Genomic DNA, 18005 nt, shown 5'->3' with positions numbered 1-18005 from the left:
TCGTTCCGGATGATCGTTTCGACCGATGCGCAGCTCAACAATCCCATTTTCAATGAGAGCGGGATCGTGGGTCTGTCGCACGACTCCCTGCGGGGGCCTTTGTCGGCCTTGCCGGTCAGGTGCGGAAGGAAATCGGAGCCGTCGAGGTGCGCCCTGAACGACTTCGCGCTGGCACTATGGCCCTCTGGGAGCTTGGCCTTGATGTCGGGAGCGCTCGCGGCCGAAAGGGGAGTCGGCGGGTTGGCCCACGCCCCGACGACATTCTCGAAGCGCTCGCCACGACGGGCACCTGACCTCCGGGCTTCGGCTCGGCGTCGAAGCGGGCTGGCGACCGAGACCAGTGCGCTGCGGGTGCACTAGCGGAGGCATGCGGGCGGAGCGCATTCGACGACGACCTGCGCGCGAGAGGCCGGGTGGGGGAACGCGAGGCGTGCGGCGTGAAGCCAATAGCCACCCTCCCCGGGAAGGGCTTCGGATCCCGGGTGCGGAATCCCCCCGGGGCCGTAAAGCGGATCGCCGACGAGCGGGTGGTTAGCCGACGCGAGGTGGATGCGGATCTGATCCGGCCGTCCGGTCTCGATGTCGATCTCCACGACCGTGCCCTCCGGACCGACGCGGAGTACGCGAACGTCGGTTCGGGCGGCCCGCGCGCCAATCTCGTCCGACGCGCCGTGGACCGTTCCGAGGCGTGTGTGTGCGACCAAGCCGATGGGTGTTTCGATCGTGAAGACCGCTTGCGATGGCGTGCCCTCGACGAGTCCACGGTAGGTGCGTTGCACGGTACCGTCCCGCCACGAGCGAGCCAGCGCAGAGCGCGCGGCTTTGGTGCGCCCGAAGACGACCAAGCCCGATGTGCCACGGCCCAGTCGATGCATCGGCGTCGCGGTTGGTTCCCGTTGGCGGACCACGGCGAGCAGGGTGTTCTCGAGGAAACCGCCGGCCGGCACGGTTGGAAGCCCGCGGGGTTTGGCGACGACGAGGAGGTCCGCGTCGCGGTAGAGAAGCGCGCAACATCGGGGGACGTCGGACTCTTCCCACGGCGGGCGGTCCCAGGTGATCTCGTCGCCTTCTCGTACCTCGTCGAGGGGGCGGCCGGTCCGGTCTCGGAGTTGGACCTCCCCGCTAAAGATGCGCTGCTCCCACTCGTCCCGCGAGGAGTGTCGATGCACCTGGGATAGGTGGTCGAGAAGAGTGCGCGGTGCGTCCGTGCGCCCGGCTCTCTCGTGGTATCGGAATCCCTGGTTGAGCCCCACGCCGTGTCGATCCTAGAACGCCCGCGGTGCCTCGAACAACACCTGTCTGTCCGATCGGACTCGATCGAGTCCCGCGCGTGCCTAAGCGGCGGTTGCGGCCGGCGCTGTGCGCAGCCCCAACAGCGCGAGGCTCATCACGACGATCTCGACGGCGAGGTAGACGAACAACATCGCATTTACCGGGCCGTCGGAGAGGATGTCCACGGTCCGGCTGGCGGCCATGCAGAGTATGACGGCCGCGAGGTCTGACCAGACCGAGTGCCCGCGTCTAGGGGGGGCCGAGTGTGCCGTCGGGGCGCCACATGTAGCAGTTCGCCGCCATCCCGCTGCCACCGCCGGAGACCGTTCCGCCCGCCGCCCACTGATCCGCGAACGCGGCGAGGACCTGGTAGTGGCCCGGTGCGAGCTGCAGAAGAGCGTCCAAGAGCAAGCGTTGGTGGGGGTGCGGGCCACAGCTCTGCATCACGCGAGCGGCGAACCCGGAAAGTAGCGGAGATCCAACCAGTTCCCGGCCCCATTCCGGTCGGTCGCGCCACTCCGCGGTCGCGAGGGATGCGTAGTCTCGTTCTCGCTCGACGGCGCGCAAGTCGCTGAGAGTCTGATCGCTCGCGTCGACGTGCGCGAAGAGACGAATGTCGTGCTCGCGTTCGAGTCGCTCCATCGTTCCCTCGGTCATTCTCTCGGGCAGCAGGTGGTAGTCACCGACTTGAACCGAGAGCTCGACGTTCCCGTCATGGTTTTCGAGTCCGTCCAGCGAGAGGCTGCGCTGAAAGAGGCACTCGCCGGGGGCACGCTCCGAGCCGCGTGTGGCGGCCCGTTCGCGCTCGAACTCTTGCGCGCGCGGTACGGCCGCCGCCATGAAGAAGAAGAGCGCCAGCAGGTGAGAGCACCCGCGCGGTCCACCGAAAGTGAGTGAGAGCTTCTTCGAGAAGACGGGCCCAAGGTGCTCGCCCTCGAGCGCCTTCAAGTTGTCGGCAGGATCACGGCAGCATTCCCCTCCGCTGCGGGAAGAGGGCTCGACCGCCACCACGGACTGTTGGCTCTCGACGCGCTCGATGCAGAGCGTGTCCGGATGGATCTGGAGTTCGATCGACATCGAGTGGATGAGCCCCGCAGGCTGGAGGCTCGTGGGCATGGCCGCGAACCCCGTCTTGCGGACGTCGATCACGTTGCCTCGCGCGCGCCATCGCCCGCTCTCGTCGACGGACACGGACATCGTCAGCGAACGCGTGTGGAGCGGCTGGCCTTTCACCGGCAATTGCATTCGATTCCTTATCGAATGAGGTGGTCGAAGCGCACGTGGCCGATCGAGACCGGCGCTCTAGGGAAGCCGGCTTCCCTAGACGCGCACGACCGGGATCGCCGCGAGATCGACGCCTTCGAGGCACCGGATGTTTACGCTCCAGCCGGAGAACTCCGGGGTCCCGTCGGCGGCCTCGGTCGGGGCCCGGTACCCGGAGGCGCCTAAACGGCAGGATCCCGCACGTGGGGTAGAAGTAGTCCTCCGCGGTGCGGGTGTGCCACTGGTGCAGAGTTAGGTCGTCGAGAGGCGTCGAGATCCGAAGCTGACTCGCCTCGACCCGGTGGATGAGAGCGCCCCTCCGGCTGCAAATGGAGCAGTCGCAGGAGCGCAGGCGGTCGAGGTCCACCTCGAATCGAACGCGCCGTCAATGGCAGGAGCCCTGATACGTCTGCATCTCGGTTCTGCTCGCTCATCCCGGGATCCAATCACAGCGTCGTGTGCGCCAGGAGCCACAGGAGAGGAGTCTTTGCGCCGCTGGCCCCCCATCCCCGATACTGCCGGAATGAGCTTGCGTCTGAGCCCGATTGTCCAGGGGCCCGAAGAGGCCGAAACCCTCGTCTTCCTCCAGGGCTGGCCGGACGACGCGACGCTGTGGGAGCCCCAGGTCGCCGCGCTGTCCGATCGCTACCGCTGCGTGCGGACGACGATGCCCAACTTCGATGGTCGACGAACTGCGCGTTGGGGTCACGACACCGACGAGATCGTCGCAGCGCTCGCCCAGATGATCGGCGAGGTTTGTCCCGGAAAGAAGGTCACGCTGATCGCCCACGATTGGGGTTGCTACTGGGCCTACCGCCTCTTCGCCGAACGCCGCGATCTCATCGGAGGCTTCGCCGCGCTCGACATCGCGCCGCACGTGGAAGCTGGGCCGCTCGCGATTCTCGGAGTCCTCGCCTACCAGGGCTGGTTGATCACCGCCTTCCTGCTCGGGGGCCCGATCGGGGATTGGATGACGCGCACGTTGGCTCGAGCCCTCGGTGCGCCGATGCCGCTCGCGCAGATCCACTCCGGCATGAACTACCCGTATCGCAATGCCTGGCGGGATCTGCCCCGTGGGCGCGGGATGCCGCAGACGAAGGGCGACTGGCCACAAGGGCCGGTGCTCTTCGTGTACGGGAAAAGAAAACCCTTTCCGTTCCACTCGCCGGAATGGATCGACTACGTCGAGGGTGGTGGAGGCTCGGTCTTCGGACTCGACTGCGGCCACTGGGTTTCAACGGATCCCGCTTTCGAAGGAATTCTCGAGACGTGGCTTGGGAGGCCTCTATGACTCGTATTCAGCGCTGCCTTCTTCTCAGTTGCGTCACGGTTGGAATGGGTTGTTCTTCGAACGAAGCTCTGCCGCCGGAGGCCGCACCGGGAACGGAGCGCGTGACTCCACAGGGGACGTTGGTCGGCTTCGTGACCGAGGACGGCGCGCACACGTGGCGGGGGATCCCGTTTGCGAACCCGCCGGTGGGCGAGTTGCGCTGGCGCGCTCCGCGCGCGCCCGACTCTTGGACGGGGACGCGCGAGGCGTTGGCGCACGGAAATGCATGCCCACAGTTTCCCGGTCTTTCACCCGACGCCGATGTGCCTGAGGGCCAACCCGTGGGGGACGAGGACTGCCTGTACTTGAACGTCTACGCCCCGGCGGTGCAGCCGGACGCCGTGCCGACGGGAGAGGATCGTCTCCCCGTGATGGTCTGGATCCACGGTGGCGGGAACAGCGTGGGCGACGCGAAGGTCTACGACGCGAGCTTACTCGCGAAGTCGGGTCCCGTGGTGGTTGTCACCATTCACTACCGGCTGGGTGTGTTCGGATGGTTCACGCATCCGGGATTGCGCGCAGGGGAAGGGCCGGCGGACGCCTCGGGGAACTACGGCACCTTGGATGTCGTTGCGGCGCTCGAATGGGTTCAGAACAACATCTCCGCATTCGGCGGTGACCCCAACAGAGTATTGGTGTTCGGCGAGTCGGCGGGCGGGACGGATACCCACGCGATGTTGCTGTCTCCCCAGGCAAAGGGGCTGTTCCATCGCGCCATTGCGCAGAGTGGCACGGCGCGCACGACGCCCCGCGATGAAGCGGAGAACTACGAGGATGCCGCGGTGCCGGGGGCGCCGTTCAGCTCAGCGGAGCTTCTTCTCTATCTCCTCCAGCAGGACGACAAAGCGACCGATCGTGAGACCGCGAAGGCGGTCGTCGAGAAGATGTCCGCGCCCGAGATCGCCTCGTATCTTCGTGCGAAATCGCCGGCCGATATCCTATCGTTCTTCGATGGGTTCGGGTTCGGAGGGATGTATCCCTCGCCTGGGTTGATTCGTGACGGCTTCGTTTTGCCGGAAGTGCCGGCGGCTGACGCGTACGCGGCCGGTCGGTTCAACGCTGTTCCCGCGATTTTCGGAACGAACCGGGACGAAGTGAAGCTGTTTGCGATGGGAGGCTCGCACAACGTGACGCAGGTCGGCGGTATGCCGTTGTGGGTGAACAACAAGCCCCTGTACGACGCGGCGAGCGAGTACGGCACGAAGAAGTGGAAGCTGCTGGGTGTCGACGATCCCGCCCGCGGCATTCGCGAGCACCATCCGAACATTTGGGCGTATCGCTTCGACTGGGATGAGTTGCGTTCGCCGCTGGGTTGGGACCTACCGGGCATTGTCGGAGCGGCGCACGCCCTCGAGATCCCCTTCGTCTTCGGCTGGCTGACCCTTGGGCCGGCGACCTGGCTGGTGTTCGACCCGGACAATGAGGCGACGGATCGGGAGCTTTCCGATGCGATGATGTCGTACTGGACGCAGTTCGCGTACGCGGGTGATCCCGGTCGGGGTCGCACCGGCGACCTTCCGGCGTGGCCCGCCTGGGGCCGCGGGGCGGGGGAGCCGAAGATGCTCTTGTTCGACACGAGCAACGACGGGGGGATTCGGACCTCGCCCGACGACCTCGATCTCCCGAAGATCCTCGCTCAGGTTCGTGCGGACCCTCGTCTCGAGACGACCCGCGACCGCTGTGAGGTCTTTGCGGATCTGTCGCGCCGCGGCCCTGAATCCGATGCCGCCGAATACGCGGAGTACGCGGCGGGTGAGTGCGACGATTATCCGATCGCGATGTACCCCTGGGAAGGGGCCTGAGGCTCAGCCTTTCAAGCGGTTCTGCGGCGCCCCGGTCAGCTCGAGGACAGGGTGTCTCCCGGGCTCGTCGTCGAAGCCTCCTACGAGCTTCCGCTGTCGCCCGATGTGAGCGGGCCGGTCGAGAACCGCGCGCTTACCCCGCGGCCGGTTCGACGACCTGGACCGGTCGGGTTGCGAGCACGGCGAAGTTGGCATGGCTCCAGTATCGCAGGGCGTACGCGCCGGGGATCTTCGGAGCGGTGATCTGTACCGTCTTCTCTCCTCGGCTCACCATGACACCGTCAAGCCGCTTGCCCTGAGCGTCGGTGATCTGCACCTCGTCGTCGGTCGCAGCGGGTCCGACCCATCGGATCTCGAGCGGCTCGCCGGCGACCACACTCGCCGCGGCGTCGAGAGTTACCTGGGTCGCCTCGATTTCGATCGGCCGCGAGGCGAGGACCGTGTCGTGGTGCTGCCCGCTGATGTACTGCAGCTCGTACTTCCCGGGAACGGTCGGAGCGATGAGCTCCACTCGCTTTCCCTCGAAGTCCCCGGCCCGGACTCGCCTTTGGCGAACGATCTGGCGCTCGCCGTGGTTGCCGTAGTCTGCATTCTCGTCGTGCAGGCGCACAATGTCGTACTCGCCGCCCGGGCCCTGCCACTGAATCGTGATGGTGCCGGCGCCCTCGACGGTCGCGGGAGCCGAGATCTCGATCGTTCCGGGGATTACTTCGATCAGACGGGTGACCAGTGCGGTTTTTCTCGTTCCGCTCCAATACCGGAGCTCGTACGTTCCGGGCTCCGCCGGAGCGGCGAACTCGACGATTGGATCTACGGCGCGCCGCGGGATGAGACGCATCTCACGCACCTGTTGCCCGTGGCCGTCGTTTCCCTTCGGGTCGAAGAGTTGGATGGCATCGCCGCGCCCGCGCGGGCCCTTCCATTCGACGCGAATGGTATGCCGCGCCTTGGTCTTCTCGGGGGCGGCGAGTGACGCTTCTGCATTTGCCTGCTCGGCCGCAAGGGCGGGAGAGGAGAGAAGAGTTCCGAAAACGGCGATCACATGAATCCAATGCACCACGTGGTCCTAGACAAATCCGGCAGCCGAACCAAGCCCCCGACCACTTCGCGTGCTGGCCTCTTGGGGCGAAGTCGAGCTTCACGGCGCCGCCCTCGCTCTCGACACGCCATGGTCGAAGTGGGTCCTTCCAATCGTAGGCGAACGGGCACAGGCCAACGAGTACCCGTCTCCCATCGAACCAAAGGCAGTTCTCGGAGAAGCTCGTTTTATTCACACCGCACGAGACGTTGAGTGCGATGTTCGTGCCGTCTTCGGAGCGTCCGGAGAAAAAGGCCCAGTTCCAGAAGGCCGAGCGGCACCTGCACGCTTCGCTCCACCCGCATTCCGGTGCCGGGCTCGTAGACTTCGCGAAGGCCGCCGCGGCGTGTCTCAGATGCGCGAGTGCGCACCCGAACATGAGCCCGTCACGAATCACACCGAAGTACTGGAACTGCTTGAACCCGACCCACGGGCTCCAAAGGACCGCCGTAGCACGAGGTCGTGGCAGGCGGCCCCTCCTCGTCCGTTCGTCGAGGCGGTACGCGTCCCCCTCGCCGCAATTCCCACCTCGCTCAAGTTCCTCGATCACCTCCAAGCCTACGCGCCGGGACAGCTCGACGACTTTGAGATCGCGATGCGACTCGCGTACTTCCTGTGGCCGGGGGGGGGGCCGGACGACGAGCTCCTGGACCTGGCGCAGCAGGGCGCGCTCTCCGACCCCGCGACCGTGGCCGACCAAGTCGACCGCCCGGGATTCGCGCTCGAGCAGTTCGATCCCGTCGGAAGCTTCCGAACGGAGTATCGTCGGAACGTCCCGGTGGACGCGACCGGCGTTACGCCGAGTGGCCGCACCTTCGATGGGATCGTTGAGTACAAGAGCGTGCTGCTCGACAAACAGCTCGACCAGGTGGCCCGCAACCTGGTGTCGCAGCTCGTCACGTTGGGAACCGGTGCAGCGGTGCAGACTATCCATTCCGTTCGACGATCCGCGGGTTCGCGACCAGCAGCATCTTCTCGAGGCGCTAACAATGTGGAATCGACGACTCAGCCGACGAACGTTGTTGAAAGCAGGCGGCGTGGCTCTCGCTCTGCCGATGCTCGACGTCGGCGCGACTCCAGCTTCCACTTGCGTCGTAGTGTCGCCGGTGGGGCGTCGATCTCGTCCTTCCTGCGCGTGATGCGGATGCCGCAGTTGCGCGAAGTGGAAGGCCGCTTGCGAGAGTTCTCCCATCGGACTCGAGTCGAAGCCGGTGAGCACATGGAACACGTCGTGAATCTGAAAGCCGCGCGCGACCATGTAGCTCATGTCCTCCGGTAAGTGGTCGAGCTTGCCCGAGGCACTCAGCTTTTCGTTGAAGGCTCGGCGAGATCGCGGGCGATGATGGGTTCGGGCATGGGGTTCTCCCAATGTGCCGAGATTGGTCTCGGTGGGGAAGGCACGGCTGTCAAGTCGACGGCGCCCCGGCGGTTTGGTTCGGTCTGACGTGATGACGACCGAGTTGCAGGTGTTGCACGAGACAACGGTGGGCCCCGAGGAGATCGACCACCTGGGGCACATGAACGTCCGTTTCTACGCGGAGAAGGCGGTCCGTGCGACGCGTGCGCTGGTCGGCCAGATGGGCCTCACGCCGGAATGGTGCGCAGGCGAGGGAAGCGTCCTCGAGCTTCGCGGCAGCTTTACGCGGCACTATCGCGAGCAGATGAAGGGTGCACGGCTCGTCGTGCAGGGCGGTGTTCTTGATGTTCGCGCGGACGGTTTGCGGCTGTACCACGAACTCCTGAATCCGGAGCGTGGGGAGCGCGCGGCGACGTTCGTCCACGACATGGGTTTGTGCGACGAGCGCACGCGGGCCCTCCGGCCGATTCCTGAGATGGTTGCAGACCGGGCCGCGAAGCAGCGGGTCGAGTGGCCGGAGCACGGCCGACCCCGAACCGTAGACTTGTCTCGCGAGCCGCGCGGGCTCTCTCTCGAGGAAGCGCGCACTCGCGGGATCGCGATGCGGGAAGTGAGGGAACTGCGCGAGGACGAATGCACCGACGCCGGGTTTTTCCCCGCAGTTCGCTACGGGGAGTTGGTGTGGGGCGGGGTGCCTCTTCCGGACCGGAGCGGGTTCATGCCGCTTCAGCCACTCGAGGGCGGTGGGCAGTTCGGTTGGGCCATCCTGGAGAGCCGGGGGATCCTGCGTAGGCTTCCCTGCGCGGGGACGCGCATCCAGAGTTTCGGGACCGAGGTTCAGGTGGGACGGAAGACGTCGTACCGGCACTCCTGGGTTTTCGATGTCGATTCAGGGGACGTGCTCTGCATGAGCTCGACCGTGGACATCGCCTTCGACACGGGGGCGCGACGCGCGATCGAGATTCCGGCGGCGGCTCGCAAGCGACTCGAGTCGCAGTGCCATCCGGATCTTCTCTAAGGGAGCCTTCGTCCGCGTCGCATGGCGCCTGTCTGTTCTAGGCTCCTAGCGCGTGGTGCGCTCGCTTTGACACGCGGCACCTGGATCCGCACTCTCGGAGCGCGATGGCGGAAAAGGAAAAGGTCGGGCTCAACCATCACCAGACTCGGCGGACCAAGATCGTTTGCACGGTGGGTCCCGCTACCGGTCAGGCGGACATCCTCACCAAGCTCGCTCAGGCGGGGATGAACGTAGCGCGGCTGAACATGTCGCACGGAGACCACAAGTCGCACCTAGAGGTGGTTCGGACCATCAAGCGGCTGAACCGCAAGCTACAGCACCCGATCGCGATCCTCATGGACCTGCAGGGCCCCGAGATCCGCACTGGCGAGCTCACCGACAGCCTGGATCTGAAGACCGGCGAGGAAGTCTACCTCGCGGTCATCGCGGACGACGCGGAAGAGCGGTCCGTGCACGTGGACTACGCAGACCTCGTACAGCATCTGAACGTGGGCGATCAGGTGACCGTGGACAACGGCCTCATCAACTTGGCGATCCTCGAGGTCGAGGATCATCGATTGCGCTGCCGAATCCTGGACGGCGGCACTCTGGGTTCGCGGAAACACGTGAACCTGCCCGGTATCCGCGTGAACCTCCCTTCGATCACCGAGAAGGACCGGCACGACATCGATTTCGCGATCAAGCACGACCTAGACTTTATCGCGCTGAGCTTCGTTCGCTCAGAAGACGATCTCGCGCATGTCCGGGAGATCGTCGAGGCGTCCGGCGGTCATCAGAAGTTGATCGCGAAGATCGAGAACCATGAAGGGGTGGAGAACTTTGATTCCATCCTCGCGGCGACCGACGTGGTGATGATTGCCCGGGGCGACCTCGGAGTCGAGATCCCGTTCGAGGAGCTCCCGGCGCTGCAGCGGCGGCTGGTGCGGAAATGTGCGATCGCCGGTAAGCCGGTCATCGTGGCGACGCACCTGCTCGAGTCGATGATCGACAATCCCATGCCAACGCGTGCCGAAGTTACTGACGTTGCGAACGCGGTCTACGAGCAGGTCGACGCGATCATGCTGAGCGGCGAGACCGCGGTGGGGCGCCATCCGGAGCGCTGCGTTCTGACCCTGGACAAGATCGCGTGTGCGACGGAGGGCGAGGTCGGACTGCCGTTTTACAAGGAACGACCTGCTCCGGAGACCCAGCGGGAGCATTTGGCTCAGAGTGCTTGCCGCCTTGCCGACTCGATCGGCGCCGGTGCCATCCTAGTCATCACGCGCCGTGGATCCTTTGGTCAGCTGGTCGCGAGTTATCGGCCGCAGAGAGCTGTCATCTACGCGTTCACGAACATGAGCACGACGCGCCGCAAGCTCTGGCTCACGCGCTCGATCGTCGCATTGCGTATACGCTTCTCCCAGAACCCCGAGAAGACCATCGACGCCGGGCTGCAGAAGCTGCGGGACATGGGAGCGGTGACGTCGGGAGACGACGTCGTGGTCGTGTCCGACTTCGCTACGACCGGCGGGGATCTGGTCACCGGCATCCAGCTCCGGCGCTCGGAGTAGCGGAAGATCTTGGGAAACACGGTCTCATGGTACGTGGGGTGAAGCGGGAAACGTGGTCGCTTTCCGTAGGATGCCGACAATCTCGGATGCGGTGCTAGAGAGCGCGAGTGGATCTCGTCAAAGTTCCGGTGCTGAGGTTCCCCTTAGGCAACCTGGTTCTCCTATCCGCCGTCGCGCTCAGCAGTTGTTCTGATGGCGACGGTAGCAACAGCAATCACGAGGATCCGGCTCGGCTCTTAGGCAGCTGCCCCGAGAACTTCACCGCGCAGGAAGGCGGGAATGGCGGCTTTCTCTCGGATGGGGACTCCCGCGAGTTCCACGTCTTCCTTCCGGAGACGCTCGATACCGCGCGCCCGCTGTTCGTTTCTCTCACCGGGACCGTTGCGACCGAGTTGGAGTTCGTCGCCAACGAGAGATCCCAACTCGAGAGCCTCGTCGACAGCGGCTGGATCGTGGTCGCCCCCTTTCGGACCTGCACCACCGAGAACAGAACCTGCCGAGGAATCGGGCCTCAGGGCACGAACGACGGACGCTTCTGGGAGCCCTGGTTCGACGGCGCGATCACCCAAACCAACGATGAAGGCCCAGACGTCCGCTTCATCGAATCGATGGTGAAGTGTGTCGCGGCATCCTACCGGGTGGACGAGAACCGCATCTATGGGGGTGGCATCTCGGCGGGCGGAACCATGACCCATCGCAACATGATGTTTAACTCCGATCTGTTTGCCGGCGGCGTGGCCGCATCGGGCAACTACAGATACTTGAGCCAACTCCACATCGAGCCGGTCGACCCGATCATCATGGACAGCTCCATTGTGGTCGTGCTCTGGGGAGGCCCCGAAGACACCTTTGGCGGCACGTCGTTCTATGACGTGGAGACCAAACTGGCGTCAGAGTACTACGCAGCCCAATCCGATGTCGTGACCGTCTCCTGCTCCGGCACCCACGGGCACGTGTGGCCTCCCGCCTTCACGGCCTGGGCCGCGCAAACCGTTTTGTCCCACCCGAAGGGAACACCCGTGGAAGATTTCGTCCTCACCACGCCGCCCGATGGGTTCTCGTGCGTCGTGGGCGTCTACACCGATCACTAGAGATCCGGTCACACCAACACCTCACACCAAGGAGAAGCCAGATGGGTGTCCAAGACCTTCGATTCGTCATCACCGGTTCGGGCACCGGCATCGGCGAAGCCACCGCCAAGCTCGCTGCCAGTAAGGGGGCGCGGGTGGTGGTGAGCGACATGAACGACGAGAACGGCGAGGCGGTCGCGCAGGCGATTCGGGAAGACGGAGGGGACGCGGTCTATCAACACTGCGACGTCACGGACTCGGATCAGGTGAAGGCGCTCATGGAGGCCGCCGCCGACGCCTTCGGTGGCATCGACGTGCTGCACAACAACGCCGGCATCCACGAGACGGGTCTGACCGACCCGGCGTCCTGCAACGTGGCCGACATGCCCATCGACGTCTTCAAGAAGGTGATCGAGGTCAACGCGGTGGCGCCTTGGGTATGTTCGAAGTTCGCGGTGCCGTACCTGCGCGAGAGCGACAACGCGTCGATCATCAACGCGGCGTCCACCGGAAGCCAATCGGCGTACCCGAACAACTCCGCCTACGGCACGAGCAAGGGCGGCATCCGGCTCCAGACGCAGAACTTGGCCGTCGATCTTGCTCCGCTTGGGATTCGCGTCAACTGCTACGGCCCGACCGCGATCGCCACCAACATGGTGACCGACTACATCAAGCAGTCCGACGACCCGGTGGCCTTCAAGCAGTCGTTGATCGCGACCGGCCTGGTTCCCCGCTTAGGGGAGCCGTCGGAAGTCGGCGAGCTCGTGTGTTTTCTCGCGAGCCCCGAAGCTGGCTTCATCAACGGCGCCTACATTCTCATCGACGGGGGGTCGCTCGCGTGGCGAGGTACCGCCGGCGACCTCGGGATGTGATCTGAAGGGGATTCCATGAGGGTCGGCTACCTCATCGGCACGAACGCGGGGGCGTACGACCAGCCGCTGCCGACACCGAAGAACGCGGCGGCTACGCTCGATGCGATGATCAAGGGAGGCAATGTCGTGTCGAGTGAACGCGTCGCACGGCAAGCGGCCGAGAGCTTCAGCGCGCCGACGAGTCTGGCCGAGGTCGAGCTCTAGTTTCTGACGGAAGCCGGCAAGCAGGTCGGCCGAGAAGACGTCGAGCGTCTCGATCTCGTCGTCTTGATGAGTCGCCTGGTAGGCCGAAAGGAATGCGGCTGCCAGCTGGGAGGACCCCGGTCGGGATCCCTTCGGATTTCCTTCGATGTGGAGGAGCTTCAGTCTATTCAATCTCCATAAGTAAACCTATAGACAAGACCGCAAGGGGACGGTTACGCTGCCGGAGACAGCTATGCCCCTCACTCACGCAGACGCCCTCGATCGATCCGAGCAGTTGTCGCACTCACTGGCCGAACGGGCCGATGAGGCAGAGACTCTTCGACGACTTCCACCGTCGACGATGGCCGACTTGGTTGACCTCGACTTGTTGCGCATGGTGGTGCCGACCTCGCTCGGTGGACATGGCCTCGGGGTGTCTTCCCTCGCGCGCAGCACCCGCATTCTCGGCCAAGGCTGTGCCGCGTCGGCGTGGACCGTCTCGTTCCTGATTCTGCACAGCTGGATGCTTGGCAAGTTCCCCGCGGCGGCTCGACCGGAACTGTTCCCTCCCGGGCACCCTTGGGCGTCGGCAGCGGCACCACTCGCACCGACCGGAACGCTGACGGCTACGGAGGGCGGCTTCCTCGTCGACGGTCGGTGGGAGTGGGCGACCGGCGTTCACCATGCGGACTGGGTGATGGTGCACGCCGTGCAGGCCGAACCGGAACTGGTGACTCGATTCGTGGTCGTGCGGAGGTCCGAGGTGACCATCGACGACGTGTGGCACACGTCTGGCATGTGCGCGACCGGCAGTGACGCCGTGCGCCTCGAGCAGGTGTTCGTCCCGTCGCACCGCGCAATGTTGGCGGCGCAGCTGATGTTCGGCGGTGATGTGCTCGATGGCGACGGGATGTCGATGCTGCCGATGCCACCGGTGCTGGCCCTTGTCGCGGCCGCGCCGGCACTGGGTGCGGCCGAACGCGCCGTGGCGTTGTACCGCGAGCGGATCGCCGCGCGTGTGCTGGCCTATTCGCTCGGAGATCGCGCCGTCGAGCAGCCCGCCGCGCAGATGCGCCTCGGCACGGTCGTCAGCGAACTCGCTGGTGCTCGGTCCCGTTGGGATGTCGCGATCGATGAGCTCGAGGGCTGCGCGGGAACTGGAAACGTGCCGCTGGAGCGCCGGATGGCGCTGCGACTCACGGCTGCGGCGACCGTACGCGCGGCTCGCTCGATCGTGGGCACGATCGCGGAAGGCGCGGGTGCGAGCGTCTACTTCAATTCATCCCCGTTCCAGCGGATCCAACGCGATCTCGAGGTCTTGAAGGGCCATGTGATCTTCGACTGGGACCGTACGACGGAGCTCGCCGGACGAGTCGCGTTGGATCTTCCCGTGAAGCCGACCGACATGGTGTGACGTTCGACGTCGCGGGTGGTCAGGGCGCCAGAATCTTGAGCACCAGGCCGGTATCGCCGGCGAGCGTCTTCCACGGTGGCATGACGCGGGCGACGCCGACCGACTGCAAGAGCTGCGCTCGGACTTGCGCCTCACGGCGTGGGTATCCGAGATTTCGGAACGCCTTGGCGATGAAGCGCATCAAGTGCTCGTCGGCGGCTCGCACGGAGGCCGCGGCAATGCGGTTGCTGCCCGCCCAGTCGCGCATCGCTGCATCCAACGGCACCATTCGGTCTTTGATGGCCATTGCCCCGAGCTTACGCAGTCGCATGCGCGGATCTGCATCATTGACGGTGAAGAGGTTCTTCCGCACCTGATCGGCACCGTAGAAGCGGGCCAACTGGTCCAGGTAGTCCTTCATGCCGTTGAAGTGGTGGTAGAAGCTGCCGGTGGTGAGGCCGATCTCATCGGTGAGCGCCTGGAGCTTCACGGACACGATGCCGCCACGACGGAGTAGCTCCTGTCCCGCCTCCAGCCAGAGCTCGCGACCACTGCGCGCGTCTTCCGTCATGGACGAGCACCTTAGCAGGCGTGACCGAACGCGAAATGAGGTTGTACACTACTTGTGCGTGGCTGGGCAGGCAGATGTCGTCCGCGCCGTTTCGGATCACCGTCGCGGTTTGCCCCAAGCAGTGCGTAGAGCCGACCACTGGCGTAGGAATTAGCGGGTCTTGCGGAGGCTTGCCCGCCGCTTCGGCGGTGCGTCCTTCGGGTTCAGTTGGCCAACCAGGCCTCGGAGCAGGGCGTCGACCGCGTACTGGAAGTACTCGTCGAAGAGTCGCGCTGTCGATCGGCCACGCTGCGGTGGGAGATCGGCACGCACCTCGTCCGGGAGGTGCTCCATGAACGTCTCGTGGAAGCGATGATTGTCTTCCGATGAGTTCTTGAGGCGCAGGATCTCGTCATGCGCTATCGCGGTGAGGGTGTCGAGCGTGTGCTGAGCGGCAAACTGAATCTCGTTTCCGCGCAGCCCGGCCTCGAAGAGGACACCGGCAATGAGGCCGAACGCCTTGGCGTTGAAAGGGCTGGAGCCGGCGGAGCCGCCCCCGAAGAGGCTGAGCTCCGGGTGTCGGCGCAGGCGGCTACGGATGGTCGTGCAGAGCTCGGCAAATCGCGTTTCCCAGTCGCCACTTGCCGGCGCTCGAAGGTCGACGGCGCGGGCAGCCAGATCTCCGGCTGCCTGCACAATATCTTCCTTGTTGCCGAAGTGCCGGTAGGGAGCCGCGACGTCCACCCCGAGTCGATCGGCGATCTGCCGCATGGATACGGCCTCGACCCCGCCCTCGCGCATCAGGTCGAGGGTGACCTCCGCGATCTTGGACCGGGTTAGTGGAGTCGAGCGCTTGCGCCGTCGTGGCGCCTTCTCGTTCGTCGCCCGGGGCACAGGATGGTTTCTACGTAAACGGTGTTGACTGTGCCAGGGAGGAGGCACGGGACGTCTTGTTCGAGAGCCGCGCGGGGGCGAGAGCCAACCGGTCGCCGAGGACGCCGGCAACGATCCCCCGAACTGCACCCCCGACGCCGTACAAGAAGTCGTCCCTCTAACCGACTAACCCCGCTGGACGCCGGGCTTCGTCGTCATCTCGCGAGGAGCGATGCTCGATTGGAACCCCCAATGGTCTCGTGCAGATACCGCAGCCGGGGCAGGTAGCTGCCGGCCAGGGATTCCCGACCCCTGGCCGAGCGTCCCGCACTCTGGTGAGAACGGTCGTGCCGAGGCCCGTTCGTGGTCTTCCTCGGGGGGGCTCGCGTGTCATGGCGACCGGAGGCGGCTATACGCCAAGTGCTCGCGAGTCGCCTCGCGAGGTCAATGAATGGTCGGGAATGGCAGGGTGCGGCCGGCGGCGATCTTCGCGAACGGAAAGGGGCAACATGACCAAGACGGCACGCTTCAGGCGAATGCTCCGGTCGCAGGAACTGGAGTTCCTGATCGAGGCGCACAACGGGCTGAGTGCCAAAATCGGCGAGGAGGCCGGTTTCTCGGGCATCTGGGCGAGCGGCTTGTGCCTCGCGGCGCAGTTCGGAGTTCGCGACTCGAACGAGGCGAGCTGGACGCAGATCCTCGAGATGCTCGAGTTCATGAGCGACGCCACGAGCGTGCCCATCCTGCTCGACGGGGACACGGGCTACGGCAACTTCAACAATCTCCGGCGACTGGTCGCCAAGCTTGAGCAGCGCGGGGTCGCTGCGGTGTGTATCGAGGACAAGCTGTTTCCCAAGAAAAACAGCTTCATCAACGGTGGGGCGCAGCCACTCGAGGAGATCGACGAGTTCTGCGGCAAGATCAAGGCCGGCAAGGATGCCCAGCGCGACGACGACTTCTCGATCGTCGCGCGTGTCGAGGCGCTAGTCGCCGGCTGGGGGCAGGGCGAGGCGCTGACCCGAGCGGCCGCCTACGCCGAGGCCGGCGCGGACGCCATCTTGATCCACAGCGCCCGGACGACGGCCGACGAGGTGCTCGTGTTCAAGCAAGAGTGGGGGGACCGAGCTCCGGTCGTGATCGTGCCCACCAAGTATTACGCGACGCCCACGGAGGCGTTCCGCGCGGCGGGCTTCTCGGTGGTGATCTGGGCCAACCACATGCTGCGCGCCGCCGTGACCTCGATGCAGAGTGCCGCTGCCACGCTGATGCATGAGCAGAACCTGCTGTCGCTCGAGGACCGCGTCGCATCGGTCGGCGAGATTTTTCGGTTACAGGGCGCCGCCGAACTCCAGGAGGCCGAGGATCGCTACCTGCCGCAGGCGGGCGGCACCGCTCGCGCGGTGGTCCTGGCGGCTTCGCGGGGGGACGCACTCGGCGAGCTGACCGAGTCGCGACCGAAGGCGTTGATCGAGGTGCGCGGGAAGCCGCTCCTGCAGCATATCGTCGACGCGTACAACGCGGTTGGGGTCAAGAATATCTCTGTCGTACGAGGCTTCTCGAAGGACGCCTTCGACCTGCAGGGGGTCTCCTACGTCGACAACGACGAGCACGACTCGACTGGGGAACTCTACTCGCTCGCGTGCGCGCTGGCGGAGCCGGACGGGGGGGCCGGCCGTGCGTCCGGCCAAGAGGTGTTGCTGATCTCCTACGGCGACGTCCTCTTCCACAAGTACATCCCACAGGTCCTGCTCGAGTCGGACGGGGACCTCGTTGTCGTCGTCGACACACGCTGGCAGGCGAGCACGAACCTCGGGCGGCATGCAGACTACGTAGAGTGTTCTGCGCCGGACTCGCGCCGCAGCTTCTACACGACCGTGAAGCTCGTACGGGTCGCGAGCCAGCTCCCGGCCGAGCAACTCCACGGGGAGTGGACGGGCTTCTTCAAGGTCTCGGCCGCTGCCCGGGAGCGGGTGAGTGCGCTGGTGGACAAGCTCTTGTGCGCTCCCGAGAACCGCACCGCGCAGATTCCCGACCTGCTCAACGCACTGCTCGAGGCCGGCGAGGAGGTCCGCGTCGTGTACATCGCGGGCCACTGGCTCGACGTCGACACGCTCGCGGACGTCGTTCAGGCGGGGAGCTTCGAATTGGGCCGTCCGGCAATCGTGTAGCTGAGCAAGAACTTCCGACATGTCTGCGATGGCGGCTTGCGACGCCCCGACCACGGGTGACGCCGGCTGTGAAGGACGGTCAGCTAGTCTTCTATCCACCTGTTCGCACCGGGGTCCCAGATTGCGCCCTCCCCGATGTAGCCGTGCTGGATCTGGAGACACTCGCGCACTCTTGCTGGGTAAGGGCACATTTTTGCCTCACCCTCGATCTGACCGGTGGGAAAGA

The 18005-nt window shown here is 65.2% G+C and carries 16 protein-coding genes and 1 pseudogene; 10 read left to right on the top strand and 7 right to left on the bottom strand.

What is annotated here, in order from left to right; translation table 11 throughout:
* Positions 1-356: 356 nt before the first annotated feature.
* The 3 genes from P8R42_07450 to P8R42_07440 form a co-directional block, all read right to left on the bottom strand.
* Entirely contained in the window at positions 357-1253 is an 897-nt protein-coding gene (locus tag P8R42_07450) for a pseudouridine synthase (protein MDG2304480.1), read from the bottom strand.
* Positions 1254-1334: 81 nt separating this feature from the next.
* Positions 1335-1475: a hypothetical protein gene (locus tag P8R42_07445; GenBank protein MDG2304479.1), complete on the bottom strand. Its 141-nt coding sequence runs from the start codon at positions 1473-1475 to the stop codon at positions 1335-1337.
* A 46-nt stretch (positions 1476-1521) separates the two neighbouring features.
* Positions 1522-2517: a DUF2889 domain-containing protein gene (locus P8R42_07440; GenBank protein ID MDG2304478.1), complete on the bottom strand. Its 996-nt coding sequence runs from the start codon at positions 2515-2517 to the stop codon at positions 1522-1524.
* 541 nt (positions 2518-3058) lie between these two features.
* On the opposite strand from P8R42_07440, the gene P8R42_07435 reads away from it, so the two are divergent.
* Together P8R42_07435 and P8R42_07430 are read left to right on the top strand one after the other, a co-directional pair.
* On the top strand, positions 3059-3826 hold the full coding sequence (locus P8R42_07435; GenBank protein MDG2304477.1) for an alpha/beta fold hydrolase: 768 nt from the start codon (positions 3059-3061) through the stop codon (positions 3824-3826).
* The gene (locus tag P8R42_07430; protein MDG2304476.1) at positions 3823-5667 is read left to right on the top strand and encodes a carboxylesterase family protein; all 1845 of its coding nucleotides are present in this window, start codon (positions 3823-3825) and stop codon (positions 5665-5667) included. Before P8R42_07435 ends, P8R42_07430 begins: the two co-directional genes overlap by 4 nt.
* Before the next feature lie 133 nt (positions 5668-5800).
* On the opposite strand, the gene P8R42_07425 is transcribed toward P8R42_07430, so the two are convergent.
* Both P8R42_07425 and P8R42_07420 read right to left on the bottom strand, forming a co-directional pair.
* Entirely contained in the window at positions 5801-6724 is a 924-nt protein-coding gene (locus tag P8R42_07425) for a hypothetical protein (protein ID MDG2304475.1), read from the bottom strand.
* 58 nt (positions 6725-6782) lie between these two features.
* A pseudogene (locus tag P8R42_07420) lies at positions 6783-7124 on the bottom strand (DUF2804 family protein).
* Between P8R42_07420 and P8R42_07415 the strand changes: the two are divergent.
* The 7 genes from P8R42_07415 to P8R42_07385 all read left to right on the top strand — a co-directional run bounded on the left by P8R42_07415 (position 7101) and on the right by P8R42_07385 (position 14209).
* A complete protein-coding gene (locus P8R42_07415) occupies positions 7101-8024 on the top strand; it encodes a DUF1592 domain-containing protein (protein ID MDG2304474.1) in 924 nt (307 codons plus the stop codon). The pseudogene P8R42_07420 and the gene P8R42_07415 sit on opposite strands and share 24 nt — an antisense overlap.
* A gap of 169 nt (positions 8025-8193) precedes the next feature.
* Positions 8194-9120 (top strand): thioesterase family protein, encoded by a 927-nt coding sequence (locus P8R42_07410; protein MDG2304473.1) that lies wholly within the window; start codon positions 8194-8196, stop codon positions 9118-9120.
* Positions 9121-9224: 104 nt separating this feature from the next.
* Entirely contained in the window at positions 9225-10670 is a 1446-nt protein-coding gene (gene pyk / locus P8R42_07405) for a pyruvate kinase (protein ID MDG2304472.1), read from the top strand.
* A 107-nt stretch (positions 10671-10777) separates the two neighbouring features.
* Positions 10778-11761: a PHB depolymerase family esterase gene (locus P8R42_07400; protein ID MDG2304471.1), complete on the top strand. Its 984-nt coding sequence runs from the start codon at positions 10778-10780 to the stop codon at positions 11759-11761.
* Positions 11762-11802: 41 nt separating this feature from the next.
* Positions 11803-12612 carry an SDR family NAD(P)-dependent oxidoreductase gene (locus P8R42_07395; GenBank protein MDG2304470.1) on the top strand — a complete coding sequence of 270 codons (810 nt, stop codon included), beginning with the start codon at positions 11803-11805 and terminating at the stop codon, positions 12610-12612.
* Positions 12613-12627: 15 nt separating this feature from the next.
* Positions 12628-12816: a hypothetical protein gene (locus tag P8R42_07390; GenBank protein ID MDG2304469.1), complete on the top strand. Its 189-nt coding sequence runs from the start codon at positions 12628-12630 to the stop codon at positions 12814-12816.
* A gap of 340 nt (positions 12817-13156) precedes the next feature.
* Positions 13157-14209: an acyl-CoA dehydrogenase gene (locus P8R42_07385; protein ID MDG2304468.1), complete on the top strand. Its 1053-nt coding sequence runs from the start codon at positions 13157-13159 to the stop codon at positions 14207-14209.
* A 19-nt stretch (positions 14210-14228) separates the two neighbouring features.
* Here the strand turns inward: P8R42_07385 and P8R42_07380 are convergent, their stop codons facing one another.
* Positions 14229-14759: a TetR/AcrR family transcriptional regulator gene (locus tag P8R42_07380; protein ID MDG2304467.1), complete on the bottom strand. Its 531-nt coding sequence runs from the start codon at positions 14757-14759 to the stop codon at positions 14229-14231.
* A gap of 150 nt (positions 14760-14909) precedes the next feature.
* Positions 14910-15632, bottom strand: coding sequence for a helix-turn-helix domain containing protein (locus P8R42_07375; GenBank protein ID MDG2304466.1), 723 nt, complete (start codon positions 15630-15632; stop codon positions 14910-14912).
* A gap of 488 nt (positions 15633-16120) precedes the next feature.
* Here P8R42_07375 and aepX point away from each other — a divergent pair, with 488 nt between their 5' ends.
* Positions 16121-17779, top strand: a complete 1659-nt coding sequence (gene aepX, locus P8R42_07370) for a phosphoenolpyruvate mutase (GenBank protein ID MDG2304465.1) — start codon at positions 16121-16123, stop codon at positions 17777-17779.
* Positions 17780-18005 lie beyond the last annotated feature (226 nt).

The sequence above is a fragment of the Candidatus Binatia bacterium genome (assembly GCA_029243485.1).
Lineage (GTDB): Bacteria > Desulfobacterota > Binatia > UBA12015 > UBA12015 > VGTG01.
Note: the sequence above shows the minus strand (reverse complement) of the source record. Positions and strands in the feature narration are given on the sequence as shown.

What these genes read in the sequence shown, in the direction of transcription:
- P8R42_07445 (MDG2304479.1), bottom strand. Translation starts at nt 1,475, where the DNA reads ATGGCCGCCAGCCGGACCGTGGACATCCTCTCCGACGGCCCGGTAAAT.
- P8R42_07440 (MDG2304478.1), bottom strand. Translation starts at nt 2,517, where the DNA reads ATGCAATTGCCGGTGAAAGGCCAGCCGCTCCACACGCGTTCGCTGACG.
- P8R42_07435 (MDG2304477.1), top strand. Translation starts at nt 3,059, where the DNA reads ATGAGCTTGCGTCTGAGCCCGATTGTCCAGGGGCCCGAAGAGGCCGAA.
- P8R42_07430 (MDG2304476.1), top strand. Translation starts at nt 3,823, where the DNA reads ATGACTCGTATTCAGCGCTGCCTTCTTCTCAGTTGCGTCACGGTTGGA.
- P8R42_07415 (MDG2304474.1), top strand. Translation starts at nt 7,101, where the DNA reads ATGCGCGAGTGCGCACCCGAACATGAGCCCGTCACGAATCACACCGAA.
- P8R42_07410 (MDG2304473.1), top strand. Translation starts at nt 8,194, where the DNA reads ATGACGACCGAGTTGCAGGTGTTGCACGAGACAACGGTGGGCCCCGAG.
- pyk (MDG2304472.1), top strand. Translation starts at nt 9,225, where the DNA reads ATGGCGGAAAAGGAAAAGGTCGGGCTCAACCATCACCAGACTCGGCGG.
- P8R42_07395 (MDG2304470.1), top strand. Translation starts at nt 11,803, where the DNA reads ATGGGTGTCCAAGACCTTCGATTCGTCATCACCGGTTCGGGCACCGGC.
- P8R42_07390 (MDG2304469.1), top strand. Translation starts at nt 12,628, where the DNA reads ATGAGGGTCGGCTACCTCATCGGCACGAACGCGGGGGCGTACGACCAG.
- P8R42_07385 (MDG2304468.1), top strand. Translation starts at nt 13,157, where the DNA reads ATGGCCGACTTGGTTGACCTCGACTTGTTGCGCATGGTGGTGCCGACC.
- P8R42_07380 (MDG2304467.1), bottom strand. Translation starts at nt 14,759, where the DNA reads ATGACGGAAGACGCGCGCAGTGGTCGCGAGCTCTGGCTGGAGGCGGGA.
- aepX (MDG2304465.1), top strand. Translation starts at nt 16,121, where the DNA reads ATGACCAAGACGGCACGCTTCAGGCGAATGCTCCGGTCGCAGGAACTG.